The following is a 23,889-nucleotide window of genomic DNA, read 5'->3' as shown; positions in this document are numbered from 1 at the left end:
GGAACGGTCCGGCCGGCAGGGGGGCTCAGTCCCTGACGGTCCGTCCCAGAGCCAGTTCGGCGAGGAGCGCCGCAGCGTCGCCCAGCACGCAGTCGTCGAAGGCGGCCTGCGGGGAGTGGTTGTAGGCGGCGGTGGACGGGTCGCGGTCGGCGGGGCAGGCACCGAGCATCAGATAGCCCGAGGGGACGAGCTCGGCGACGACGGCGAAGTCCTCGGCTCCGGCGACCGGGCGCGGCATGTCGAGGTAGCGGTCCGCACCCAGGAGTTGGCGGGCCGTCTCGGCCGCGAAGGCCGTCTCGGTGGGGTCGTTGACGGTGACCGGATACCCCTCGGTGACGATCGCCTCCACCGTCAGCCCGTGCGCCCGGGCGATTCCCTGGACGACCACGGGCGCCTCCTCCAGCACCCGGGCCCGGGCCTCGGGCGAGAAGGAGCGGATGGTGGCGCCGAAGACCGCCTCGTCGGGGATGACGTTCTCGGCGGTGCCCGCGTGGAAGCTGCCGACGGTGACCACGACCGGGTCGAAGACGTCGAAACGGCGGGTCACCATGGTCTGCAGCGCGATGACGGCCTCGCAGGCGGCCGGGACCGGATCCAGGGCGAGATGGGGGCTGGATCCGTGCCCGCCGCGCCCGTGCATCGTGACGGTGAGAGTGTCGGCCGCCGCCATGATCGGGCCCGGGCGGGTGGCGACCCAGCCGTTGGGCAGCTGTGAGGCGGCGACATGCAGGGCGTAGGCGGCGACGGGAGTGCTCCCGGCCGCTTCCAGCACACCTTCGTCGATCATCAGCCGGGCACCGCCCAGGCCCTCCTCGCCGGGCTGGAACATGAAGACCACCGTCCCGGCCAGCTCGTCGCGCCGCTCGCACAGCAGCCGGACGGCCCCGACCAGCGCCGCGGTGTGCAGGTCATGGCCGCAGGCGTGCATCACGCCTGCGACGGTGGACGCGTACGGCAGGTCACCAGCCTCCTGCACCGGCAGTGCGTCCATGTCCCCGCGCAGCAGCACCACGGGCCCCGGCAGCGCGCCGCGCAGCACGGCGGTGACCGAGCCGAGCTTCTTGCCGTGGGTGATCTCCAGCGGCAGCCCGTCCAGCGCGGCCAGCACCCGGGCCCGCGTCAGTGGCAGCTCCAGGCCGATCTCGGGCTCCCGGTGCAGGGCTCGGCGCAGTGCCACCAGCTCGGCCTGGAGCGCGGCGGCGGATCGGCGAAGGCCGGCATGACGGTGTGCTGCGGCGGTCATGGCATCTCCTGACGAGGTCGTTCTCCCATCCTCGCCGCTTTCGGGCGCCGTGGCGTGGAACGACGGGGACCGGTCGCTCCGTGCGCCGCCGCGCCGCGCCGCGCCGATCCCGGGATTTCTTCCTGAGTAGCGATGACATTCGACCGGTGCGACGGTCAATACAGGAGCAGGGCAGAACACCCACGAAGCGAGGAGAGTCCCATGCCGCGGATCACCCCCAACCTCTGGTTCGACACCGAGAGCGAGGAAGCTGCCAAGTTCTACGTCTCGGTCTTCCCGAATTCGGCGATCAAGAGCATCACGCACTACAACGACGCCGGTCCGCGGCCGGCCGGAACGGTGCTGACGGTCGCCTTCGAGCTCGACGGCCAGGAGTACATCGCGATCAACGGCGGCCCGGAGTTCACCTTCACCGAGGCGGTCTCACTGATGATCACCTGCGCCGACCAGGCGGAGATCGACCACTACTGGTCCAAGCTCTCCGAGGGCGGCGAGGAGGGTCCGTGCGGCTGGCTGAAGGACAAGTACGGGCTGTCCTGGCAGGTCGTCCCCGGTGGGATGGACGAGCTGCTGAACGACTCGGACCCGGGCCGAGCCCAGCGGGCGATGTCGGCCGTCCTCGGGATGAAGAAGCTCGACGTGGCTGCCATCTACGCCGCCGCCGACCAGACGTAGCAGGCACAGCGGGCGTCATAGGCGTAGTCGCGAGCCGTGGAAGCTGCACGCACCGCGGCGCGGGCCCGTCCGGACACCGTCCGGGGCCGGCCCGCGCCGCCGCTCCGCCGGTCTGAGACAGGGCGGGATCAGGCATCAATTCCGTGCGTCGGACGGGAGGTTGCTAGGGTGCGCCGGTGTCAGTTTCCTCGCGCGATTCAGCGACCGGTGCCGGATGGCACGGCCAGGAGCCCGGCCATTTCGAGAGTCTGATGCCCGGCCGGGTCAAAAAGCTCTCCTGGCTCAATCCGGCCACCCTGTGGAGTGCCCGCAACGGACCGCTCGCCTCCCTGTTCGGTGACCCGACCAACGACGACCGGCGGCGCTGGGTGTCCGGGCAGCGCGACCGCGGGGTCCCGAAGGACTTCGTGATCGAGCGGGACGACCCGGACACGTACTCCTTCATGCTCATCGCGGACACCGGCGAGGGCGACGCCCCCCAGTACGCCGTGGTGCCCGGCCTCCTGGAGGCGGGCGAGGGCTCCCGCTTCGCCGTCCTGTCCAGCGACGTGATCTACCCCGTCGGCAGCGCCGACGACTACGGCACCAAGTTCTTCCGGCCCTACCAGGACTACAACGCGCCGATCTACGCGATACCCGGCAACCACGACTGGTACGACGGCCTGACCGGGTTCATGCGGGTCTTCTGCGAGGCCCTTGCGCTGCCTGCGGGCGCCCGCCCGAAGCTCCTGTCGGCGGCCTGGTGGCGGTCATTGCTGTGGAAGAGCCCCGACGCCGTCGACGAACGGCGGCTGAAGGAGGCGCGGTCGCTGAGGTCGGCCCCGGCGCAGCAATCCGCGCAGCCCGGACCGTACTGGGCCATCGACTCGGGACCGCTGCGCATCATCGGCATCGACACCGGGCTGCTGGGCGGCATCGACAAGGAGCAGGGAGAGTGGCTGCGCCACGTCTCCCAGGGCCCCAGGCCCAAGATCCTCGTGACCGGTTCACCGATATACGTGGACGACAAATACCATCCGTGCGCCATCGAGGGCGGCGGCACCGTCGATGAGATAGTCCGCGACGCCAACTGCCACTACGTGGCGGCCATCGGCGGCGACATCCACAACTACCAGCACTATCCGGTGGACGTGGACGGCCGCACCATCGAGTACGTCGTCTCCGGGGGCGGCGGAGCGTTCATGCACGCCACCCACATCATCCCGCGAGTGACGGTCGCCGGGGTCAGCGAGCAGGAGTTCCGCTGCTACCCGCTGCGCGGGGACTCGCTGGCCTTCTACAGCGGGCTCTACGGCCGGCGGCTGCGGATGAAACGATTCTTCGCACTGACCGACGAGCAGGCGACAGCGGTGGTCGCCAAGCGGCTCGGCATCCCCCCGACGCGCGCGACGAACGCGCGGGTGACACTGCGCACCCGACTGGTCGCCACGCTTCTCGGAGTGCCCTCCCGCCCGCACGGCAGGTCCTGGTTCCGGCTCCCGGTCCGCAAGATCTACACGCAGGTCCTCTCGCCGGGCTCTGTGACCTACACCCCGCCGTTCTTCAAGAGCTTCCTGCGCCTGGACGTCACCCCGCACAACCTGCGGATCCGGTGCTTCGCCGCCACCGGCTACCGCGAGCAGGAGATCGCCCCTCCGGTCGAGGACGACTTCACCATCCCGCTGGGCTGAGCGGTACGGCGCCGGGGGGGCGGGGCGTCCGGCAGAGCGTGGCGGTGCGTCCCCGCGCGGTGGTGGGCTGGGCACCGGGCGGTGGCGGCGGTGCGGCCCCGGCCAGGCGCCGTTGGGGCGCACCGCGCAACCGCCGTTGGGGCGCCGACGTGCATCCGCCCCAACGGCGCCGGGTACCCGGTCAGTCGCGGTGGAGTCGCCGCAAGGCCTCCTCCGTGGTGAGGGAGTCGTCGTCCTTGCTGTCGTTCCAGCGGGCCAGGGTGCGGGCAGCCGCGCGCAGCACGTCGTCCGGCAGGCCGGCGGCGGCCGCCATGTCGGCCGCCTCCTGCAGTTCCGGCCCCCAACGCCACGCACGGGCAGCCGTACCGGCAATACGCCCCGGTTCGCCGAGCGGTGCGTCGGTGCGCCGGGACGCGAGGGCGACGAGCTCCCGCTCGACACCGTGCTCCTGCGCCATCCCGAGGGACAGCGCGGCCACCACCTGGGACGTCTTGCGCAGGCTCGCATAGGCGAGCTTGAGCGCGGAGGCCTGGCCGACCTCGCTGCCGAGCACCGTTGTCGTCACGTCCGTTCCGGCGAACAGCTTCTCCACGACGGCCGCCGCGGGAGCCAATCCCGAGAGGTACAGCGTCGGCGCCTCACCGCCGGACGGAGGAGTCCCGGTGACCGCACCGTCGAGGACCAGCGCCTCCGGCAGCAGGCCCACGATCCGCCGGACCCGCTCCGGGGAAATGGCGTTGGCTTCCACGTACAGGCCCTCGAACCCGTGCCTGCCGGCCTCCCGCGCCACGTCCTCGGCGGCGGCCGGTGGGCACAGGCTGATGACGATGTCCGAGCGGTCCAGCAACTCGGCGGGCGTCGCAACCGGTTCCAGTCCGAACCGGGTGGCGCGCGCCACCGTCCGCTCGCTGCGCCCGTCCTGGCACCACAACACGGTCGCGGCGTGAGTCGCGGCCTGGGCGGCCACGGCCGCGCCCATGCTGCCCGGGTGGAGGATCCCGACGATCGGCTTGGCCACGGGTGGAGCTCCTTCGTAGATGCTCGGCAGGGTGTCGATCGCGTCGCCGACGGTGTCGACCGTACGGGCCGTGACGGGCTGTTCGTCAAACCGGGATCTTCCCTGCGCGTGCCTGTCGGAGTTGGAGCAGTTTCTGTCTAGACCATTGACAGAGCACTTCCGCCCTCCCATTCTGAGAGCGCTCTCAGCCCGGGTGGTTCGGACCATGCGGCCAAGAGCCGGACCCAGACGGTCGTATCGGCCTCCACGTCCCCCCACGTTGCCTGTACGAAGCAAGGAGCAAAGCGTGTTCGCCAGAAAATGGAAGCTGTTGGTGTCGCTGATAACGGCGGCGGTCATCGGCACAGGTATCGCGACCATCGGCCCCATCGCCCCCGCGGGAGCCGCGGTGCCCGCGACCATCCCGCTCACCTTCACGAACAACTCCGGTCGCGGCGAACAGATCTACATCTACAACCTCGGGACCCAGCTCTCGACCGGCCGACAGGGCTGGGCCGACGCGAGCGGTACGTTCCACGCCTGGCCCACCGGCGGCAATCCCCCCACGCCGGCGCCGGACGCCTCGATCGCCGGACCGGCCAACGGCCAGTCCATGACGCTCCGGATGCCGAAGTTCTCCGGGCGGGTCTACTTCTCCTACGGCCAGAAGCTGGTGTTCAAGCTGGCCACCGGCGGGCTGGTGCAGCCCGCGGTGCAGAACCCCAGCGACCCGAACCACAACATCCTCTTCAACTGGTCCGAGTACACGCTCAACGACTCCGGGCTGTGGATCAACAGCACGCAGGTCGACATGTTCTCGGCCCCCTACGCCGTCGGCGTCAAACTCCCCAACGGCTCCACCAAGTCCACCGGGCACCTCAAGCCCGGCGGGTACAACGGCTTCTACAGCGCGCTGCGCGGCCAGCCGGGCGGCTGGGCGAACCTGATCCAGACCCGCTCCGACGGCACCGTGCTGCGCGCCCTCGCGCCCGGCCACGGCATCGAGTCCGGCGCCCTGCCGGCCACCGTGATGAACGACTACATCAACCGGGTGTGGAGCAAGTACGCGAGCTCCACGCTGACCGTGACGCCGTTCGCCGACCAGCCGAACACCAAGTACTTCGGCAAGGTCTCCGGCAACGTCATGAACTTCACCAACAGCTCCGGCGCGGTGGTCACCTCCTTCCAGAAGCCCGACGCCGACAGCATCTTCGGCTGCTACAAGCTCCTGGACGCCCCCAACGACCTGGTGCGCGGCCCGATCGCCCGCACCCTGTGCGCGGCGTACAACCGCTCGACGCTGCTCGTCAACGCCAACCAGCCGGACACGAGCTCCGCGACCTTCTACCAGGACACGGTGACCAACCACTTCGCCCGGAAGATCCACGCGCAGATGGTCGACGGCAAGGCGTACGCCTTCGCCTTCGACGACGTCGGCAACCACGAGTCGCTGGTGAACGACTCCAACCCGCAGCAGGCGTACATCACCCTCGACCCGTTCAACTGAGGCCTGCCACCCGAACAGCGCCGCCCGCCCGGAAGTCCCCGGGCGGGCGGCGGCTCACGTCTGACGGGGCCAGGCGGACGCGGATGCCATGCGGTCGGCGTGGCTCCGCTGCCGTCGGCCGACGAGCACGGCCGCCAGGATCGTCCACAGCGCGAGCAGCGGGATCAGCTGGCGCGGGGTCAGCCTCTCCGGGCCGACGAGGAAGGCCAGGCAGACGGTGGCGGCGGTCGCCGCCGAGCCGAGGAGGAAGCGCCGGATCCCGCCGCCGCGGCGGAAGAAGCGCAGGTTGCCGGAGAAATAGAGGGCGACACCGACGGTGAGCAGCCACGAGCCGGCCAGCTCGACATGCCCGGGCGGCTGCTCCCGCAGGCAGAGTTCCAGCCCGGCGGAGACCAGCAGCAGTCCGAAGGCGGGCCGCAGATGTCCCCCGGCGTAGAGGGTGCGGGCGGCGGAGAGCACGCGGTCGGTCGAGGTCAGAGCGTGCTCGATGGCTTCGGCGACGGAGTCGAAGTAGATCCACCACAGCGCCGCCGCCAGCAGCAGTCCGCCGACCAGCCCGCACCAGTAGCCGAAGTCCTCGCCCGTGCCGGGATCCGCTCCGGCCCCCGCGGCGACGACCTCTCCCAGCATGATGATCATGAAGAGGCCGAAGCGCTCCGCGAGGTGTCGCGGCTCGATCTCGGCGCCGGGCCGCTGGGCGGCCGAGCGGCGTGGCGCGAGCAGACGGGCGGCCTCGTAGACGAGGGCGAGCAGCACGAGCCAGATGAGCCAGTCGCGGCCCTCGCCCCACACCCCCCACACGGTGAGTACCAGGGCCGAGAAGACGTAACTGCTCCATACGTCCAGCGGGTGCCAGCGCAGGGCGCGTTCGGTCTCGGCGAGATGCGCGCCGGCGAGCAGCAGTCGTGCCGCGGCGAGCGCCAGGCCGAAGCCGAGGTAGTGCCCGTCCACCGCGTCGGGCACCTGGGCGCCGGCGACGGCGCAGGGCAGCGTCCCGGCGAGGATCACGAGACGTTCCCCGCGGCGTTCCTCGTCGCCGTGGCGGTTGTAGAGGACGGCGAAGCCGATCCAGGTCCACCAGAGGATGGCGAAAAGGAGCACGGTCAGCCAGACGCCACCCGCGTCGGGGTGTTCGACGATGCCGAGAGCCAACCGGGAGACGACGTACACGTAGACGAGGTCGAAGTAGAGCTCGACCCAGGAGACCCTTTTCGCCGGAAGGCCGGATGAGACTCCTGCGATCCCGCTGTCACTGGACATGTGCCAGATATTGCCGCTGTTCCTCCGGGGCACCAAACCGGCATCATGATCGGACGTCAGCAGAGCGCGAGCGGGGGAGAGGACACAATGGCGGCACCACCAGTGCCCAGGTCCGAGGGGACCGCCGACCCGGCCGGAACGTCGCGGACGTCCGGCGGGCTGATCATCTTCTTGAACGGCACATCGAGTTCGGGGAAGTCGAGCATCGCCGAGGAACTACTGGCGATCCTTGAAGAGACGTACTTCCACATGCCGGTGGATGCCTTCCACGCCATGCGCTCACGACGGGACTTCGGCCCGGAGCAGCTGCCGGCGATGCTCGAACGCACCTGGATGGGCTACCACCGCGCGGTCGCCGGCATGGCGGCGGCGGGGAACAACATCGTGGTGGACCATGTGCTGAGCGCCCGGTGGCGGCTGCTCGACTGCCTCGACCTGTTCGCCCCCGAGGACGTCGTCCTGGTCGGTGTGCACTGCCCTCTGCAGGAGCTGGAACGACGCGAGCAGGCGCGCGGTGACCGCCCGTCGGGTCTCGCCGCCAAGCAGCTCGCCCAGGTTCATGACCATGGCATCTACGACGTCGAGTGCGACACCGGCGCGGCCGGTCCGCTCGACTGCGCCCGGCAGATCAAGGATTTTCTGCCGCGGCGGCCGACCCCCACTGCGTTCGAGCAGTTGCGGCGCGTGGTGCGGGGCGGTAGCTGGTAGACCTGGACACATGTTCCCCGCCCCGGACTCCGACCCCGCGCTCCTGCCCGGCTTCGCCACTCCTGACGAGCCGGCCGCCGGGCGCCCCCGTGTTCTGTGCCGGCTCTGTGGGCGGCCGTTGAATGATCCGGAGTCCCGGTTGTGGGGGCTGGGGGAGGGCTGCCGGAACAAGCTCGATACCCGGAGTGCCCCCCGTCCGGCGGAGAACGGTGTCGAGCAGGAGCAGTTGCCAGGGTTCTGAGCCGGGAGCCGGGAGCCGGAGGCGTTCGCGTCCGGGTCAGGCCGGCGGGTCCGTCAGGTCCGAGATGCGGGAGCCGTCGAGAGGCGCCTGGTACCAGACCTGCGTGGGGGAGCCGGAACCCCAGTACTCGGTCACCACCACCGTGGCGTGTCCGGCCCCGCTGCCCTCGTAGCGAACCGACCGGTCCTTCGGAGTGTTCTGCGCGCGGAAGACCGGGTCGGCCATGTTCTTCTCGGCCCAGGCGTCGAGTCTGTCGTTGAGCGCGGGGGTGAGGAACTCGTTCCGGACCTCTCGCGGGTTCATGTCGGGGTTCTTGCCCTCGATGGCGGCCATGTACTGGTCGTAGAAGGCCGTGACCCGCTTGACGGCCTTCGACTCCTGGCGGACCGCGGCCACCGAAGCGGCCGCCGATCCGTCGTCCGCCTGCGCCGGAAGGACTAGGAGGCCGCAACTGGTCACCAGGGCCGCGGAACAGGCGCCGATCACGGCTCCGCGCAGCTTCGAGCGGTAGGACATACGGGTCTCCTCGACGGCAGGGCCTGGCGGCCGCTCACTGATCGATCACGGACAGTGACCAGTGAACCACTCGCGGACGACACCGCCCAGAAGGCATGGGGGGAGGTGTCGTCCGCGGGCCGGAGCGCCGAAGGTGTGGTGTCAGTGCCGGCCGGTGTCGGCGCGGCGGCGCAGGACGAACAGCCCGCCCGCTCCGACCAGGAGGAACGCGCTGGCGAGCGCCGCGATCGTCGTGCTGTCCCCGCCGCCACCGGTCGTCGCGAGGACGGTTCCGGTGGGGGAGTCGGAGGGAGACGGGGTCGACTGGCCCGGGGTGGACGGCGCCGCGGACACGGGCGCGGGCTTCGTCGCGGTCGGGGTCGGCGTCGGCTTCGCGGGCTCGGTCGTCGGCTTCGCGGGAAGCGTGCAGGCAGTGTCGGGGGACACGGGGTGGACGTCCAGCAGCTCCGAGTGCAGGGTTCCGGCCGTCACCTGGACGGACCACTGATACCCCTGCATCCACTCCACGAGGATCTTCTTGGTGACTCCCGCGGCGGTCGGGTGAGCGATGTGCACGGTGCCGACAACCGGTCCCGACAGGCCGGACGCCATGCGGAGCACCACGGAGATGTCGGCCGGCGTACCGGAGGGGTCCTTGTCCGTGACGGTGATCGCAGCCATCGGCGTACCGGTGCTCGTGTCGCACGCCGCTGTGGCGTCCGCACTGAAGTCGCGGATGCTGCAGGCGACGGCAGGACCGGTGGCGAGCAGCAGCGCGCCCGCTCCGGCAGCGGTGGCGGCGACCAGTCCGCGCTTGGATATCACAGCTTCCTCCACACAGTTCATGACGGCGGGCGCGCCAAAGGCAACGGTGTCCGCACGGTGCCCCGCGCCATCGCGTGAACGTCGAGACAGTCATGAACCGGTCTCGGGCACGCGGGCTTTGGGGGCGTCACTCATCGTCAACTCCTGCGTGGCTCCTGTCAACTTGGTGATCGTAAAGGTAAACCCAAGCTCTTCGGGGTCCGCCATTGCCGGAAATGTCAGTGGGATTCGGGGCATAGAGGGTGTGGGTGGGCGGCCGCCCGGTTCGCCGGCTCATCGCGCCCCGACTCCCCGGCCGCCGCGGGCGTGTCACCCGATGGGGACCCCGGAGAAGACGCGGCCCCGGTCGGTCCAACCGCCGTGGCCGTCGCCGCCGGCCCAGCCGTACACACCGGCGGCGTTGGTGCCCGGCTCGGTGAGGAGGTAGTCGGCGTTGCCGTCACCGGTGAAGTCGGCGAAGGAGACGAGATCGGCGTTGCCCGTCAGGCCCGAGGCGATACCACCGAGCTGCAGCCAGCCGCCGCGTCCGTCGCCGCCCCGGTTGAGGTACGTCTGAACGGCGCCACTCGCGGCGATCACGCTGTAGTCGACGCGGCCGTCCGCGTCGAAGTCGGCGAACCGCACCTTGGCCGCCTCGGTGGTCAGGCCGGTGGCGATCTGGCCCAGCGGGGACCAGCCGCCGTGACCGTCGCCACCGCGATTGAGATAGGCGGTGATCGAGCCATTGGGGTTGATCAGGAGGTAATCGGTTCTGCCGTCTCCGTCGAAGTCGGCGAATCGCACTCTCGCGGGGTCGGTGGTCAGGCCGGTGGCCACTTGGCCAAGGGGGGACCAGCCGCCGCGTCCGTCGCCTCCTCGGTTGAGGTAGGCGGTGATCGAGCCGTTGGTGTTGATGAGGAGGTAGTCGGCGCGGCCGTCCGCGTCGAAGTCGGCGAACCGCACCCTGGCCGGGTCGGTGGTCAGGCCGGTGGCGACCTGGCCCAGCGGGGACCAGCCGCCGTGACCGTCGCCACCGCGATTGAGGTGGACGGAGACCGCGCCGCTGCTCGCGACGGCGAGGTAGTCCGTGCTGCGGTCACCGTCGAAGTCGGCCCAGCGCACCTTGCCCGTGCCGCCCGCCTCGGTACCCGCGCCCAACGGCGTCCCGCCCACCGCCCATCCATCGGTGAACGCACGGTCCAGCGCCTTGTAGAACGGCTGGGCCATGCGCCGGTAGCCGGCGTCGTTGGGGTGCAGGAGGTCGATCATCTCCGCAGAGGTCAGTGCGGGCGGGTCGACGTAACGGAACTTCTTCCCCGCCTGCTGCTCCGCGCTCTCCAGGGTCCGCAGCCGCGCGTTGTACACACTCGTCGCGGTCTCCAGGCCGGGCGTGGTCGGGATGAGACCCATGGTGAGGACCGTGATACCGGGCCGGTCGACGAAGATGTGGTCGACGAGTGCGGTGAGCCGGTCCGGGGCATGGGCGGGGTCGATGCCCCGGTCCAGATCGTTGATGCCGATATGGAGCAGCACGACATCCGGCCGCGCCCCGGCCAGCCAGGCGTCGACACCGCCGCGGATCTGGTCGATCGTGTAGCCGCTGTGCCCCTCGTTGGAGAAGTCGGGCAGGCTCCCCGAGGCCTGGGAACCCACGAACCGCACGGAGTAGCGGGACTGGCCGGCCAGCAGGTTCCACAGCGGGAGCCGGTACGACGAGGTCGTGGCGCTGCCGACGCCCCAGGTGATCGAGTCGCCCAGCGGCATCACCCGGAGAACGGGCGGGGCGGGCTCCACGGCCTGCGAACAGGAAGGCAGCAGCGCCAACGCGACGGCGCCGACGAGGGCGAGGACGCCACCGATCCGCCTCATCCGGTTCCGCGGACTCATGACGCCGCGTCCATCAGGTCGAGCGCGCTGTGCTGCCGGGCCGCGTCCATCGCGTCCGGTGGACCAGACCAGCGCAGACCGTACTGGTCCAGGGGGTTACGGTCGGCCGCGTACGCGCGATCCGCCTGACGGTGCAGGTAGGAGGTGAACGGGTGGTCGGAGAGGGCCGCGTTGAGACGGCCCAGACCCCGCACATGGGCGCCCTTGAAGGACGGGCCGTCGGCGCCGCAGTTACCTGACTCGCAGGGGTCGCGGAGGATGCCGTCGCTGGTGTTGAGGACCGTGGACGTCGTCGCGGCGACCGCGATCTGGCGGGCCGTGGCAAGGAGCGCCGGGTCGTTCGTCGCGCGGTTGAGCTCGGTGAGGCCGGCGAGGAGCACACCTTGGTTGTAGGACCAGACGGTGCTGCCGTTGTTCTTGCACGTCGACATGCTGATCCCGTCGTTGACCAGGTGCGAGGAGTTGACGAGGCCGGTCCGCTGGAACCAGGACCAGCCGGCCAGGGCGCGCTGCAGATAGCCGGTGTCGCCCGGAATCCGGTTGTGCAGCGCCGAGTTGAGCTGGATGTAGAGGGCGTTGGGGATGGCGTTCTTGGTCGTCCGCGATGTGTTCCACCACACCCCGCCGCCGCAGGTGCCGTCCCAGTACGCGGCCATGTGGTCGGCGTCCGCGCGGGCGGTGTTGAGATACCGGCTGTCGCCGGTGAGGTCGTAGGCCGCCACCCACGCCATCCCCCACCAGCCGGAGTCATCGAGGTAGTCGTTGCGGAACTGCCCTCCCTGAGCGTTGATGTTCAGGTCGTAGGTGCGCGCGATGGCGTACTCGTAGCTGCCCATGCCCGTCACGCGGATGTTGTCGATGACCGCGGTCAGGGCGTTCGCCGAGTTCCACCAGCCGGTCGTGTCGAACAGGCCGGTGCCGTAGTCGTAGAACTGCATCTGCGCGGTGGCCGCCGCGGTCCGCCGGTCGCCCGCGTTCCAGGTGGTCCGAGCCCAGGGGGTGCAGACGATGTCCGGCCGGTCGCCGGCCCTGCCGCAGGCGCGCAGGGCGCCGACGCCGTGGCCGTTCCAGTCGTCCACGTTGTACATCTGCGTACGCCAACCCCGCCGGCCGGCGGGCACGGTGGTGGCTCCGAGGCGGCTGCCGGCGGTCCAGGTGCGGCCGCCCTCGAAGGACCGGTCGAGCCAGACCTCGTCGCCCGCGTTGCCGTTGTCGATCGACGCCCAGCCCATCGCGTCCTGGTCGTCGAAGTGCAGGCCGACGATGCGGGAGAAGACGGTCGCCGTCACGGGTACCCGGTCCTGCGGGGACAGGGCGGGGTCACGGCCGTCGCAGTACCTGTTGCAGACGGACGCCATGACGGTCGCGACCGGCGGGAGGGAAGAGGCCTCCGGCGAAGCCTCGGACGAGGCTGAGACGGGATGGATTGACAACGTTGTCCACAGTGCTGCGACGAGCGCGGTGGTGATGAACCGGACTGCCTTCACGGGACCTCCGGTGACTTGACGGCCGACGGGGGAGCGGCGGGCACGAAGTCTGAGAGCGCTCACAGAAGTTAATGGCGCTGTAGGGGCCCGTCAATGCGCAGGACATGATGATCTGTCGCAGGTCATGGGCCGCAGGTCGTGGGCCGGCCGCGCGGCGTGGTGTGATCACGACCGATTCGTACGCGTGTACCTTTCTGTTAGCGCTGCCCGTCCGCTGAAGCGGACGGGACCGATTGTCAGAAGGTGCCCATGTCTTCGTTGTTCTCCGAAACGCTCCGCCCGGAAACCAGCCCGAACCAGCAGTCTCCGGGGCCGTCGACGGATCCGTTCCTCTCCCCGGCCCTTCTTCCGTTCACCCCGGCGGAGTCGGACGGCGAGTTCGACCAGGACCTGGAGAGCGCACCGCGATAGCATCCGCCGTCGCCGCCCCGTGTGAGGGGCCGGCCTGCGACAGTCGTGCCATGTCACTCCAGGGCACCGACGGGTACGACGAGGTCGACGTCCTGCCACCGCTCGTCCAACGAGCCGTGCAAGCGGCCCGACACCATGGGTTCGCGTACTCCTGCAGACCTGAACAGGGCCGACTGCTACAGGTGTTGGCCGGGGGCGCACAGCGGCGGATCGGTGAGACCGGGACGGGGTGCGGCGTCGGACTGGCCTGGCTGGCCTCCGGCGCCGCCGACGGTGTCCGGCTCATCAGTGTGGAACGCGATGCGCAGCGGGCGCGTATTGCCGCAGAGGTCTTCAAGGACTGCGACCACGTCGAGATCCTGCACGCCGACTGGCGCCGCATCGCGGACCGGGGCCCTTACGACCTGCTGGTTCTCGATGGCGGTGGCCAGGGCAAGGGCGGTGACGCGGCCGCTCCCTCGCAACTGCTCGCCCCGGGCGGCACGGTGGTCATCGATGACTTCACTCCGGCCGTCACCTGGCCGCCGCTGTTCGACGGCGCACCCGACCTGCCCCGTCTGCACTGGCTGGAACACCCGGAACTGCGCGCGGCCGAGCTGCGGCTCGCGGCCGACCTCAGCGTCGTCGTGGGCGTCTACACCCCCGCGGCCGACTGAGGCGGTCCACGGCGCAGGTAGGGCGCTGTCAGGACATCCCGCGACCCCGGATGTGCTTGTATCCAGGAACTGTCCATGAACATCAAGGGGTCTGTCCCGCAATGTTGCGGGGCCCGTTGGACCTCTGCCGAGAGCAGGAGCGGTGATGGCGAAGAGCTATCGGGTCGGTACCGGTACGCGGGCGGTGAACGGGGTGTTCGCGGTGATGACCCGCTTCGGGATCGGGAAGGGGTACCGGCACGTCCTGACCGTTCGGGGCCGGACGTCGGGCCAACTCCGTTCGACGCCGGTCGATGTGATGGAGTCCGACGGCAGTCGCTGGTTGGTCGCCGCGTACGGGGTCACCAACTGGGTGCACAACACCCGGGCCGCGGGTCAGGTCAGCATCAGCCGGGGTGGCCGCTCGGAGGACCTGCGCACCGTCGAACTTGGGCCCGCGGAGAGCGTCCCGGTGCTGCGCCAGTACCTGCGCGAAGTGCCCGTCACCCGTGCGTACTTCGACGTGACGCGGGACTCGACGGATGAGGAGTTCGTCGCCGAGTCCGCCCGCCACCCGGTGTTCCGTCTGCTGCCGTCCGCCTGAGCGCCACCCGGGGAACGGGCCGGCTTTTTCATGCCACCGCCGGCCGCCGTTGAGAACGGCGGCCGGCGGTGGTTTCAGTTCCGGCGGACGGTGGACGTCGTCGGGCGGTGGGCGCGGTCAGGCGCCGGGTCGGAGCGCCGCCAACTGCTGGGCGAACGGCACCACCTGGTCGGTGGTGGGCGGGTCGGCGGCGGGCCTGCCCGCCAGCTGGTCGGCCAGCTCTCCCGCTGCGCGGGCGATCCGGGCGGCGAGGCCGTCCGTGGACGCGTCCCCGCTCGAGCCCCAGTCCTCAGAAGCGGCGAAGACGGCCGTGGGCATGACGAGCGCCCGCAGGTAGGCGAAGAGCGGTCGCATCGCGTGCTCCAGCGCGAGCGAGTGCCGCGCGGTACCGCCGGTGGCCGCGATGAGGACGGGCTTGCCGGTGAGCGCCCCGTTGTCGAGCACGTCGAAGAACGACTTGAACAAGCCGCTGTACGAGGCGCTGAAGATCGGGGTCACGGCGATCAGGCCGTCGGCTCGTTCCGTCGCCTCGATGGCGTCCCGCAGTGCCGCACTGGGGAAGCCGGTCACCAGATGGTTGGCGATGTCGGCGGCGAGCTCGCGCAGTTCGATGACGCGGACGGCGACCGTACGGTTCTCGTCCCGGTCGCTCAGGCCGCGCCGGGTCGCCTCGCCGAGCCGGTCGGCCAGCAGTCGCGTCGAGGACGGCCGGCTCAGACCGGCTGAGACGACGACGAGATTCACGGTGTTCATGTGCTCCTTCTCCCCAGAGGGTCAGCGGGGGTCACGGCGGGTTGGCAGCTCAGACGGCTCAGACGGCGTCGGCCGGGTCGGCAGCGGTCAGGGCGCGCGCGACCAGGTCGGCGTGGGTGGGGCCGGCCGGCACCTCGGCGGGCCGGGCTGCGGCGAACTCCTTGCGCAGGACCGGCACGACCTCCTCGCCGAGCAGGTCGAGCTGTTCCAGGACGGTCTTCAGCGGCAGGCCGGCGTGGTCCATGAGGAACAGCTGGCGCTGGTAGTCGCCGAAGGAGTCGCGGAAGGACAGGGTCTTGTCGATGACCTCCTGCGGGCTGCCCACGGTCAGCGGCGTCTGATCGGTGAACTCCTCCAGCGAGGGGCCGTGTCCGTAGACGGGGGCGTTGTCGAAGTACGGGCGGAACTCCCGTACCGCGTCCTGCGAGTTCTTGCGCATGAACACCTGCCCGCCGAGACCGACGACGGCCTGCTCCGGAGTGCCGTGGCCGTAGTGGGCGAACCGCTCCCGGTAGAGCTCGATGAGCCGCACGAAGTGCTCCTTCGGCCAGAAGATGTTGTTCGCGAAGAACCCGTCGCCGTAGTAGGCCGCCTGTTCGGCGATCTCCGGGCTGCGGATCGAGCCGTGCCAGACGAACGGCGGAACACCGTCGAGCGGCCGGGGCGTGGAGGTGAAGGACTGCAACGGCGTACGGAACGTGCCCTGCCAGTCGACCACGTCGTTGCGCCACAGCTCGTGGAGCAGCGCGTAGTTCTCGACCGCGAGCGGGATGCCCTGGCGGATGTCCTTGCCGAACCAGGGGTAGACCGGTCCGGTGTTGCCGCGCCCGAGCATCAGGTCGACGCGGCCGTCGGCCAGGTGCTGCAGCATGGCGAAGTCTTCGGCGATCTTCACGGGGTCGTTGGTGGTGATCAGCGTCGTCGAGGTGGAGAGGATGATCCGCTCGGTCCGCGCCGCGATGTAGCCGAGCATGGTCGTGGGCGACGACGGCACGAAGGGCGGGTTGTGGTGCTCGCCGGTCGCGAAGACGTCGAGACCGACCTCCTCGGCCTTGAGTGCGATGGCTACCATCGCCTTGATCCGCTCGTTCTCGGTGGGCGTCGTCCCCGAGGTGGGATCGGCGGTGACATCGCCGACGCTGAAGATCCCGAACTGCACTGTGCTCACCACATCCATGTAGTTGCTGATTCAACTATCTCCATGAACGGCCGACCCCGCGTCTCTATTCCCACCGCTCTGCCCAGGTCGGGACGGGGCGCTCCGTACTCCACTCCCCGCCCGGTCCGCTACCGAGTGTGATTGTCGCCTCGTTCCCGGCGAACCCGTCGAGCGGCCGGACGGCGGCTTCCCGAGCCCCGCGGCTCGCGGTCGGACCGGTGCAAACCAAGGCCCAACGGCTGCTGTGCGGCCCCCCGCGACCGGGCACCGCATCGCCCGAAGATGGCGCAAACCGCCTGCTCCACAGGGGATTTGGCCAATTGGCGCCTTTGCCTCCGCGCGCGTCCCGTGACTAGGGTGTGCGGTCTGTGGTGGATCCACCTATCCGGATACCCCTTCCCTCGCCCGGTACCCCGCGTGACAGGCGCCCCGATCACCCCGAACCTTCCGAGGCAGCAGCACCATGAGTTCAGCGGCACTCTCCGCCCCGCGCTACGCGACGCGCGAGTCGGACGAGCGGTTCACCGCACTGATCGGACCCCATCGCCAACCCCTCCTGCGCTACGTGCGCACGCTCCTTCCCGGTGATCCGCAGCGGGCCGAGGACGCCGTGCAGGAGACCCTGCTGCGGGCCTGGCTGGCGACCGCCACCGGATCGGGGTCGGGGCGGCGGGAAGGCTTCCTGCCGGGACTGCCCTGGCTCTGCACCGTGGCCCGCAACGTGGTCATCGACTGGAGTCGCAGGGACGGTGTCCGCCCCGCCCTGCCCACCGCGTATCTGCCCGAGACCGCCGCCACCGTGGACGACCAGGCCCGCGTCGTGGACCGCACCCACCTCGTCGAGCTGCTCGCCCCGCTCTCCCGCCCCCACCGTGAGGTTCTGGTGTACACGTACCTGCTCGGATGTTCCGGCCCCGACACGGCGCTCGCCCTGGGGATCCCGACCGGAACCGTCAAGTCCCGTCTGCACCACGCGATGCGTGACCTGCGACGCTCGGCCGCCTTCTCGCGGGAGTGCGCGTGACCGGCCGCACGGTACCCGTCGCCGGCGGGCAGCCGCTCGCCCTCGCGATGCCCGACCGGAACTCCTGGCTGATCATCATCGGCCTGCTGGCCGTGCTGGTCCTGCTGATGTGGGGGATCGGCCGCATCGTCAAGGCCCAGGGCGGCTTCCGGCGAACGTGCCGGCGCGTCGTGTGGGAGATCCGGATGACCGGCCGCGCCTTCTCCCAGCCGTTCCGCGCCTACCGGCTGCACCGCCGCCGCGCGCGCATGCTGACGGCCTTCCTCACCGACCCGCAGGCGCGGGCGCTCGCGGGCGCGGCGCTGGACCGCGCCGATGCGGCCCAGGGTGCCGGTTGCTACGCCCCGACCGTGTGGATCGGGCCGTCGCGCGACCGGACACAGGTGGTCATCGCGGGCCGGGATCCGCTCGGCCCCACCGGCGACTGGGCGGATGCCGCAGGGCCGGGGGAGTGGACCTGGGCCGCCCCGGCGCAGGCGGAACTGTCGGCGTCCGCGGCGATCGAGGAGGACCGGAACCGGCTGCTGCTCGCCGTCGGCGTGGACCGCCGCGCGCCGGGGGTCGTCCTCGTCGACTGGTTGAGCGGTCCGTCCTCGCTGGTGGTCGAAGGCGACGCGCGGGTGGCGCGCAGCGTCGTGCACGCGCTCACCGCCCAGCTCGACAGCCTGCCGGACGGGCCGGAGGTCCACGTCGCACGAGGTCTGCATCCGCGTTTTCCCGGCCTGGAACTCGACGATCTCATCGAGGAGTTGTCCGGGCGGGGGAGCTCGGCGACCGAACTCGGAGCCGATCCGGACGCGGAGACGGAAACGGGAGCGGAAACGGCCGCGGAAACGGGCAGCGATCGGGTCGGTGCTCCGTACGCCGAGCTGCCGCCGGTGCTGGCCTGCTGGATGCCGACGCCGGAGCAGGCGGAACGGCTGGCCGCACTCAGCGCCGAGGGCCACGCCCGCGTACTCGTCGGCGGAAGCCTCCCGGGCTCCAGCTGGACGCTGCACGCGGAGGCCGACGGGCGGTTGCTGGGTCCGGGCATGCAGATCGACGTGGAGGCGGCCTCGCTCGGCCGGGCCGTGGGGCGCGCGATCCGACGCCTCCGGTCGCGCGGTCCCGCCACGGAACCGGCAGCGGCCGGTTCCGTCACCATACCGCCCGGAACAGCGGAAACACCGCCGGTAACGACCGCCGAGGCGGCGAACGGGGAGCCCGGTGTCGGCGATCCGGACTTCACCGAGCCCGACGTATCGCCTGCCGGCGCCGGGGCACAGACACAGCTCGCGGACCCGGGCGTCTCTCAGGCCCCCCGGGGCGAGCTCGATCCGCTCCCCGCAACGGCCTCCGTCCCCGTACCCGCCCCCGCGCCCGCACCGGACTCCCACCGGGATCCGGACCCGCACCCGGATCCCGCTCCAAGCCCCGCCCCCGCCCCGACCCCGGACCTGGCCCCCGCCCCGACCCCGGACCTGGCCCCCGCCCTGACCCCGGACCCGGACCTCGACCTCGCGGAGCCCGAGCCCGCCGCGGCGCCCGCGCGGTCCGCGGGTATCTCCGCCGCGTCACGTCCCCTGCCCGCCGCCCCCGGCGAAATCCCGGATCGGACTTCTCCCACCCCGTGAGACTCTTCCTCAGCATCACTCCGGTCGAAACGCCGGACCAGGGCCGCGATCTCATGATCGACGCCACCGGCGCCACCACCGTGGGCGCGCTCGTCGCCAGGCTGGCCCATGCCGGCCAGGAGGCGAACGGTGTTCCCGGCGGTGACGAACTCCCCCCGCTCTACCTGGGCGACCGGCGGCTTCCTGCCGAGCTGCCGCTGTCCGCCGCCGGGGTGCGGGACGGAGCCAGGCTCGGGCTCGGCGGACCGGCCGCACCGGAGCCCGACGGTTACGGGCCACTGCGCGACCGGCTGCCGCCGCCGTCCCGGTCCGCGGACGGCGAACGGCTGCCGCGCGGCCCCCGGGTGGAACTCCAACTGGTCGGTGGCCGGGACGCCGGACGGGTCTGGCTGCTGGAGCCCGGCACACACGGCGCCGGTCCGCTGCCGGGCAGCGCGGTCTTCCTGGAGGGTCGGGACGTACCGCCGCAGGGAGTGCGGATCACCGTCCGTCCCGACGGGACCGTACTGCTGAACACCGGTCAGGCCGAGAGCGTCAGGCTGTCCGCGCCCGAGCCGCCGCCGGCCCGACCGCGTGCCGACGCGACGCCGCTGCCGCCCGCCCCGCCGCCCGAACTGCCCGATCCGTACGCCGACGCCCATGAACCGCTGCCCCGGGGCTGGCAGGAGTGGCCGCTCGGCGGTGAACTCGTGCTGGGCGAATTCCTGCTGCGGGTGGCGGAGCCCACCGAGGCGGACGCGGCCGTCACCGTCTCCGCCGACGGCGCGTTCCTGGACTTCAACCGGCCGCCGCGGATCATCCCACCGCTGCTGCCCGAACGCTTCGTCCTGCCGTCACCGCCGAGCCCGCCCACCAAGCGCCCGGTGCCGCTGCTGGTGGTGTTCGCGCCGCTCCTTCTCGGCGTCGGCATGGTCACCATCCTCCATTCGTACTTCTACTTGATGTTCGCGGTCTTCAGCCCGGTCCTGGCCATCGGCAACTGGATGAGCGGTCGCAAGAGCGGACGTCGGGAGTTCACCGACGGCGTCGCCAGCTACCGGGCCCGGCGTGCCTCCCTGGAGCAGGACATCCAGCAGAAGGTCGACCGGGAGCGGCGGTTGCGGGTGGCCGGCGGTCCCGATCCGGCCGGCGCGGGACTGTGGGCGGTCGGCCCCGGCGCGCGCTTGTGGGAGCGCCGCCGCGGTCACCCGGACCACCTCGTGCTCCGGGTCGGAACGGTCGGCCAGTCCTCGCTGCTCACCGTCGAGGACACCTCCCGCGAGGACAACCACCGCTCCGTGAACTGGCGGATCCCCGACATGCCGGTCGGTGTCGACCTGGCCGGTGACGGTGTGGTCGGCATCGCCGGCGAGCGCGACGCGGCACGCGCGCTGGCCCGATGGACCGTGGCACAGGCCGCGATCCTGCACAGCCCGCGCGATGTGCGCATCACCGTCCTCACCGACACGGCAGGAGCCCCGGCCTGGGAGTGGGTGCGCTGGCTGCCGCACGCCCGGCCCGGCCGTGGCGGCGTCTCCGCGGAGAACTCCGGCGGTCCGGCCGTCACCCTCGGGAACGATCCGGAGACCGTCGCCAACCGCGTCTCGGAACTGGTCTCGGCCGTCCGTTCCCGGATGCGTGCCCGCAACTCCGCGATGAGCGGGGCGCTGCTCAGCGAACCGGACCTCGTGGTGGTGCTGGACGGGGCACGGCGGCTGCGTGACGTGCCCGGCGTGGTGCAGGTGCTGAAGGAAGGGCCGGCCGTCCGGGTCTTCCTGATCTGCATCGACCAGGAGGAGCGGATGCTCCCCGAGGAGTGCGTCTCGGTCTGCGTCGTCGGTGCCCGCGAACTGACGTTGCGCCGTACCGGCAGCGCGGATCTCACCGAGATCCGTCCGGATCTGGTCGACACCGACTGGTGCGAGCGGATCGGCCGGGGGCTCGCGCCCGTTCGCGATGTCACTCCCGACGGCTCCGACGGGCTGCCGGACCGGGTCGGACTGCTCGGCCTGCTGGAGCTGGAGCCGCCCCGGAGCGAGGAACTGGCCCGCCGGTGGACCAAGCGACCGGCCTCCACCGCCGCACTGCTGGGCGTCGGCTACACCGGTCCTGTCACCTTCGACCTGGTCAAGGACGGCCCGCACGGGCTGGTCGCCGGCACCACCGGCGCCGGCAAGTCCGAGCTGCTGCAGACGCTGGTCGCCTCGCTCGCCGCCGTGAACCGGCCCGACGAGATGACGTTCGTGCTCGTCGACTACAAGGGCGGCAGTGCCTTCCAGGACTGCGTGCGACTGCCGCACGTTCTGGGCATGGTCACCGACCTCGACAGCCACCTGGTGGAGCGAGCCCTGGCATCGCTCGGCGCGGAACTCACCCGGCGGGAACGGATCCTGGCCCATGTGGGCGCCAAGGACCATATGGAGTACCGCTCCTTGCGGCGGCGCGATCCGTCGCTGGCGGCGCTGCCCCGACTGCTGCTGATCATCGACGAGTTCGCCACCCTGGCGCGGGACGTCCAGGAGTTCGTTCCCGGCTTGGTCTCCATCGCGCAGCGCGGCCGCTCCCTGGGCCTGCACCTGATCCTGGCCACGCAGCGGCCCGCCGGCGTCGTCACCGCCGACATCCGCGCCAACACCAACCTGCGCATCTCGCTGCGCGTCACGGACAGCATGGACAGCCAGGACGTCCTGGAGGTCAATGACGCGGTGACCATCTCCGCGGCCACCCCGGGCCGCGCTCTGGCCCGCATCGGACACCGTTCCGTCCTGCCGTTCCAGACGGCCTTCGTCGGAGCGCCCCGCGCGGGGAAGGACACCGACGGCGAGCAGCCGCGAGCGGACACGTCGGGCGCCGGGACGGGCGTGGGCGTGGAAGCGCGGCCGGTGGCCGAACCTCCCGTCTGGACCAGCGAGGTCGACTGGACGCTGCTGGGACGTACGGCCGCCGAGCCCGGTCCCGAGCACGCCTCCGACGCCGATGCGCCGGACCACTCCGACGACCCCGACGCGCCCACCGATCTGACGGCCCTGGTCGAATCGATCCGGGAGGCGGCGGAGCAGCTGGACGTGCCGCACCAGCCCAGCCCGTGGCTGCCCGCGCTCCCGCCGGCGATCTCACTGCACGACCTGCCCGTGCGGCCGGACCTCCCCAACGGCCGGCTGGCCCCCGTCCCCTGGGCGCTCGCCGACCTGCCGGGCGCCCAGCTCCAGGAGCCCCTGGAGCTGGACTTCTCCCAGTTCGGGCACCTCTACATCATCGGCACCCCGCGGTCGGGGCGCTCCCAGGCGCTGCGGACGATCGGCGGAGCGCTGGCCCGCCGGCACTCCTCGGCCGATGTGCACCTGTACGGGATCGACGCGGCCGGCGGCGCGCTCGCTGCGCTCAGCGCGCTGCCGCACTGCGGTGCGGTGGTCCCCCGGGCCGACCTGGAGCGCCTCAACCGGCTGCTGGCCCGGCTGCTCGGGGAGATGGGCCGCCGCCAGGAGCTGCTGACCCAGCACGGCGTGGCCAGCCTCGCCGAGCTGCGCACTCTGCTGCCTGCGGCCGAGCGGCCCGCGCATCTGGTGGTCCTGATCGACGGCTGGGACTCGTTGACCGCGCTGCTCGGCGACCACGACGGCGGCCGGCCCGTCCAGGAGCTCACCGCGCTGATCCGCGAGGGCGCGCCGATGGGCGTGCATGTGATCGCCACCTCGGAACGTGCTCTGCTGTCCGGCAAGGTCGCCTCGCTCAACGACGAGCGGCTGCTGCTGCGGCTCACCGACCGCAGCGAGTACATGCTGGCGGGCATCCCGGCGAAACTGATCCCGGCCGTGGTCCCGCAGGGGCGCGGCTGGCGCGGCGGCAGCGCCATGGAGGTGCAGGTGGCGCTGCTCGGCGAGCTGTCGGGCGGCCTGCCCACCGGCCGCGAGCAGGCGGACGCGCTGCAGCGCATCGGCGCCGAGGCGGCGCGCCGCGACCGGGACGTCCCGGCCGCCCGGCGGCCAGCCCGGGTGATGACGCTGCCGAAGCAGGTGACGTTCACCGACGCGTACGCGAAGGTGCCGGCGGCCCAGCGGCGTCCGCTGTGGGGGCTGCTGGGGATCGGCGGTGACGACCTGGAGCCGGTGGGCGTGGACTTCGCGGCGGACTCGCCGTCATTCCTCATCAGCGGTCCTCCCGGGGCCGGCCGTTCCACCGCGCTGGCCAGCCTCGCGGTCTCGCTGCTGGCCGGCGGTACGCGGGTGGTGGCGATCACCCCGCGCGAGTCGCCGCTGCGCGGGCTGCGCAGGCACCCGCAGGCCGTCGTGCTGGAATCGCCCGACCCGATGGCCGACGAGGTCCGCGAGGCGCTGGAGTCCGGGACCGGGCCCGCGGTCGTGCTGGTGGACGACGCGGACCTGCTCGCCCAGATGCCGGCCGCCGACTCGGTGCTCCGCGACATCGCGGCCACCGGGCGCGACCGCGGCTACGGGCTGGCGGTGGCCGCCACCGCGGAGACCCTCACCTCGGCGGGCATCGGCTGGCTGGGCCAGGTACGACGGGTCCGCAAGGGCGTCCTGCTGTCGCCGCAGTCACCGGCCGAGGGCGACCTGCTGGGCATCCGCGTTCCGTACGACCTGCTGCGCGGCCGCCCGACTCCCGGTCGCGGGCTGACCGTCGACCCGGTGTCGGGTCTGCTGGTGTCGGTACTGGTCCCGGAGACGGTGCTGCGGGCGGACGACGCCTGACCCGTCGCAGAGAGCGAGCGCGCCCGCG

The 23,889-nt window shown here is 71.4% G+C and carries 21 protein-coding genes; 11 read left to right on the top strand and 10 right to left on the bottom strand.

The window, feature by feature from the left end:
* Positions 1–25: 25 nt before the first annotated feature.
* Positions 26–1,243, bottom strand: coding sequence for a M20 metallopeptidase family protein (locus AC07DC_RS01835; protein ID WP_478910877.1), 1,218 nt, complete (start codon positions 1,241–1,243; stop codon positions 26–28).
* 201 nt (positions 1,244–1,444) lie between these two features.
* Here AC07DC_RS01835 and AC07DC_RS01830 point away from each other — a divergent pair, with 201 nt between their 5' ends.
* Together AC07DC_RS01830 and AC07DC_RS01825 are read left to right on the top strand one after the other, a co-directional pair.
* Positions 1,445–1,918, top strand: a complete 474-nt coding sequence (locus AC07DC_RS01830) for a VOC family protein (protein ID WP_478910875.1) — start codon at positions 1,445–1,447, stop codon at positions 1,916–1,918.
* 176 nt (positions 1,919–2,094) lie between these two features.
* The gene (locus AC07DC_RS01825) at positions 2,095–3,588 is read left to right on the top strand and encodes a metallophosphoesterase family protein (protein WP_478910873.1); all 1,494 of its coding nucleotides are present in this window, start codon (positions 2,095–2,097) and stop codon (positions 3,586–3,588) included.
* 181 nt (positions 3,589–3,769) lie between these two features.
* On the opposite strand, the gene AC07DC_RS01820 is transcribed toward AC07DC_RS01825, so the two are convergent.
* Positions 3,770–4,606, bottom strand: a complete 837-nt coding sequence (locus tag AC07DC_RS01820; RefSeq protein ID WP_478910871.1) for an NAD(P)-dependent oxidoreductase — start codon at positions 4,604–4,606, stop codon at positions 3,770–3,772.
* A 286-nt stretch (positions 4,607–4,892) separates the two neighbouring features.
* On the opposite strand from AC07DC_RS01820, the gene AC07DC_RS01815 reads away from it, so the two are divergent.
* Positions 4,893–6,092, top strand: coding sequence for a glycoside hydrolase family 64 protein (locus tag AC07DC_RS01815; protein ID WP_478910869.1), 1,200 nt, complete (start codon positions 4,893–4,895; stop codon positions 6,090–6,092).
* A 54-nt stretch (positions 6,093–6,146) separates the two neighbouring features.
* Here AC07DC_RS01815 and AC07DC_RS01810 read toward each other — a convergent pair whose 3' ends face one another.
* Both AC07DC_RS01810 and AC07DC_RS01805 read right to left on the bottom strand, forming a co-directional pair.
* On the bottom strand, positions 6,147–7,352 hold the full coding sequence (locus AC07DC_RS01810; protein WP_478910867.1) for a low temperature requirement protein A: 1,206 nt from the start codon (positions 7,350–7,352) through the stop codon (positions 6,147–6,149).
* A 56-nt stretch (positions 7,353–7,408) separates the two neighbouring features.
* Entirely contained in the window at positions 7,409–7,627 is a 219-nt protein-coding gene (locus AC07DC_RS01805) for a hypothetical protein (RefSeq protein ID WP_478912655.1), read from the bottom strand.
* Here AC07DC_RS01805 and AC07DC_RS01800 point away from each other — a divergent pair.
* Positions 7,524–8,060 (top strand): chloramphenicol phosphotransferase CPT family protein, encoded by a 537-nt coding sequence (locus tag AC07DC_RS01800; protein ID WP_478912569.1) that lies wholly within the window; start codon positions 7,524–7,526, stop codon positions 8,058–8,060. The genes AC07DC_RS01805 and AC07DC_RS01800 overlap by 104 nt on opposite strands.
* A 10-nt stretch (positions 8,061–8,070) precedes the next feature.
* Complete coding sequence (locus AC07DC_RS01795) at positions 8,071–8,301, top strand: DUF6011 domain-containing protein (protein ID WP_478910865.1); 231 nt, start codon at positions 8,071–8,073, stop codon at positions 8,299–8,301.
* A gap of 36 nt (positions 8,302–8,337) precedes the next feature.
* Here the strand turns inward: AC07DC_RS01795 and AC07DC_RS01790 are convergent, their stop codons facing one another.
* The 4 genes from AC07DC_RS01790 to AC07DC_RS01775 all read right to left on the bottom strand — a co-directional run bounded on the left by AC07DC_RS01790 (position 8,338) and on the right by AC07DC_RS01775 (position 12,845).
* Positions 8,338–8,817 (bottom strand): hypothetical protein, encoded by a 480-nt coding sequence (locus AC07DC_RS01790; RefSeq protein WP_478910863.1) that lies wholly within the window; start codon positions 8,815–8,817, stop codon positions 8,338–8,340.
* A gap of 141 nt (positions 8,818–8,958) precedes the next feature.
* The gene (locus tag AC07DC_RS01785) at positions 8,959–9,621 is read right to left on the bottom strand and encodes a hypothetical protein (protein ID WP_478910861.1); all 663 of its coding nucleotides are present in this window, start codon (positions 9,619–9,621) and stop codon (positions 8,959–8,961) included.
* Between the two features lie 309 nt (positions 9,622–9,930).
* Complete coding sequence (locus AC07DC_RS01780) at positions 9,931–11,487, bottom strand: FG-GAP-like repeat-containing protein (protein WP_478910859.1); 1,557 nt, start codon at positions 11,485–11,487, stop codon at positions 9,931–9,933.
* The gene (locus tag AC07DC_RS01775; protein WP_478910857.1) at positions 11,484–12,845 is read right to left on the bottom strand and encodes a glycoside hydrolase family 76 protein; all 1,362 of its coding nucleotides are present in this window, start codon (positions 12,843–12,845) and stop codon (positions 11,484–11,486) included. Before AC07DC_RS01775 ends, AC07DC_RS01780 begins: the two co-directional genes overlap by 4 nt.
* A 378-nt stretch (positions 12,846–13,223) precedes the next feature.
* On the opposite strand from AC07DC_RS01775, the gene AC07DC_RS01770 reads away from it, so the two are divergent.
* The 3 genes from AC07DC_RS01770 (at position 13,224) to AC07DC_RS01760 (ending at position 14,624) form a co-directional block, all read left to right on the top strand.
* Positions 13,224–13,385, top strand: coding sequence for a hypothetical protein (locus AC07DC_RS01770; RefSeq protein ID WP_478910855.1), 162 nt, complete (start codon positions 13,224–13,226; stop codon positions 13,383–13,385).
* A gap of 50 nt (positions 13,386–13,435) precedes the next feature.
* Complete coding sequence (locus AC07DC_RS01765) at positions 13,436–14,041, top strand: O-methyltransferase (RefSeq protein WP_478910853.1); 606 nt, start codon at positions 13,436–13,438, stop codon at positions 14,039–14,041.
* 145 nt (positions 14,042–14,186) lie between these two features.
* Positions 14,187–14,624, top strand: a complete 438-nt coding sequence (locus AC07DC_RS01760; protein WP_478910851.1) for a nitroreductase family deazaflavin-dependent oxidoreductase — start codon at positions 14,187–14,189, stop codon at positions 14,622–14,624.
* A 117-nt stretch (positions 14,625–14,741) separates the two neighbouring features.
* On the opposite strand, the gene AC07DC_RS01755 is transcribed toward AC07DC_RS01760, so the two are convergent.
* Both AC07DC_RS01755 and AC07DC_RS01750 read right to left on the bottom strand, forming a co-directional pair.
* Entirely contained in the window at positions 14,742–15,377 is a 636-nt protein-coding gene (locus AC07DC_RS01755; RefSeq protein ID WP_478910849.1) for an FMN reductase, read from the bottom strand.
* A gap of 58 nt (positions 15,378–15,435) precedes the next feature.
* The gene (locus tag AC07DC_RS01750; protein ID WP_478912567.1) at positions 15,436–16,536 is read right to left on the bottom strand and encodes an LLM class flavin-dependent oxidoreductase; all 1,101 of its coding nucleotides are present in this window, start codon (positions 16,534–16,536) and stop codon (positions 15,436–15,438) included.
* Positions 16,537–16,999: 463 nt separating this feature from the next.
* Here AC07DC_RS01750 and AC07DC_RS01745 point away from each other — a divergent pair, with 463 nt between their 5' ends.
* From AC07DC_RS01745 to AC07DC_RS01735, 3 genes are read left to right on the top strand one after another with little or no spacing between them, the layout of a single operon-like run.
* A complete protein-coding gene (locus AC07DC_RS01745) occupies positions 17,000–17,560 on the top strand; it encodes a sigma-70 family RNA polymerase sigma factor (protein WP_478910847.1) in 561 nt (186 codons plus the stop codon).
* Positions 17,557–19,173 (top strand): hypothetical protein, encoded by a 1,617-nt coding sequence (locus AC07DC_RS01740; RefSeq protein ID WP_478910846.1) that lies wholly within the window; start codon positions 17,557–17,559, stop codon positions 19,171–19,173. The genes AC07DC_RS01745 and AC07DC_RS01740 overlap by 4 nt, the downstream gene beginning before the upstream one ends.
* Positions 19,170–23,861 carry an FtsK/SpoIIIE domain-containing protein gene (locus AC07DC_RS01735; RefSeq protein WP_478910844.1) on the top strand — a complete coding sequence of 1,564 codons (4,692 nt, stop codon included), beginning with the start codon at positions 19,170–19,172 and terminating at the stop codon, positions 23,859–23,861. The genes AC07DC_RS01740 and AC07DC_RS01735 overlap by 4 nt, the downstream gene beginning before the upstream one ends.
* The last annotated feature ends 28 nt before the right edge of the window (positions 23,862–23,889 follow it).

It is taken from the genome of Streptomyces sp. NPDC045021, assembly GCF_056432645.1.
The sequence above is the reverse complement of the archived record's forward strand: the minus strand, read 5'-3'. Positions and strand labels throughout refer to the sequence as shown.

Coding starts and splice junctions, on each gene's coding strand:
- AC07DC_RS01760 (WP_478910851.1), top strand. CDS start 14,187: ATGGCGAAGAGCTATCGGGTCGGTACCGGTACGCGGGCGGTGAACGGG.
- AC07DC_RS01745 (WP_478910847.1), top strand. CDS start 17,000: ATGAGTTCAGCGGCACTCTCCGCCCCGCGCTACGCGACGCGCGAGTCG.
- AC07DC_RS01765 (WP_478910853.1), top strand. CDS start 13,436: ATGTCACTCCAGGGCACCGACGGGTACGACGAGGTCGACGTCCTGCCA.
- AC07DC_RS01795 (WP_478910865.1), top strand. CDS start 8,071: ATGTTCCCCGCCCCGGACTCCGACCCCGCGCTCCTGCCCGGCTTCGCC.
- AC07DC_RS01830 (WP_478910875.1), top strand. CDS start 1,445: ATGCCGCGGATCACCCCCAACCTCTGGTTCGACACCGAGAGCGAGGAA.
- AC07DC_RS01755 (WP_478910849.1), bottom strand. CDS start 15,377: ATGAACACCGTGAATCTCGTCGTCGTCTCAGCCGGTCTGAGCCGGCCG.
- AC07DC_RS01835 (WP_478910877.1), bottom strand. CDS start 1,243: ATGACCGCCGCAGCACACCGTCATGCCGGCCTTCGCCGATCCGCCGCC.
- AC07DC_RS01805 (WP_478912655.1), bottom strand. CDS start 7,627: ATGGCGTGGAAGGCATCCACCGGCATGTGGAAGTACGTCTCTTCAAGG.
- AC07DC_RS01775 (WP_478910857.1), bottom strand. CDS start 12,845: ATGGCGTCCGTCTGCAACAGGTACTGCGACGGCCGTGACCCCGCCCTG.
- AC07DC_RS01770 (WP_478910855.1), top strand. CDS start 13,224: ATGTCTTCGTTGTTCTCCGAAACGCTCCGCCCGGAAACCAGCCCGAAC.
- AC07DC_RS01810 (WP_478910867.1), bottom strand. CDS start 7,352: ATGTCCAGTGACAGCGGGATCGCAGGAGTCTCATCCGGCCTTCCGGCG.
- AC07DC_RS01790 (WP_478910863.1), bottom strand. CDS start 8,817: ATGTCCTACCGCTCGAAGCTGCGCGGAGCCGTGATCGGCGCCTGTTCC.
- AC07DC_RS01780 (WP_478910859.1), bottom strand. CDS start 11,487: ATGAGTCCGCGGAACCGGATGAGGCGGATCGGTGGCGTCCTCGCCCTC.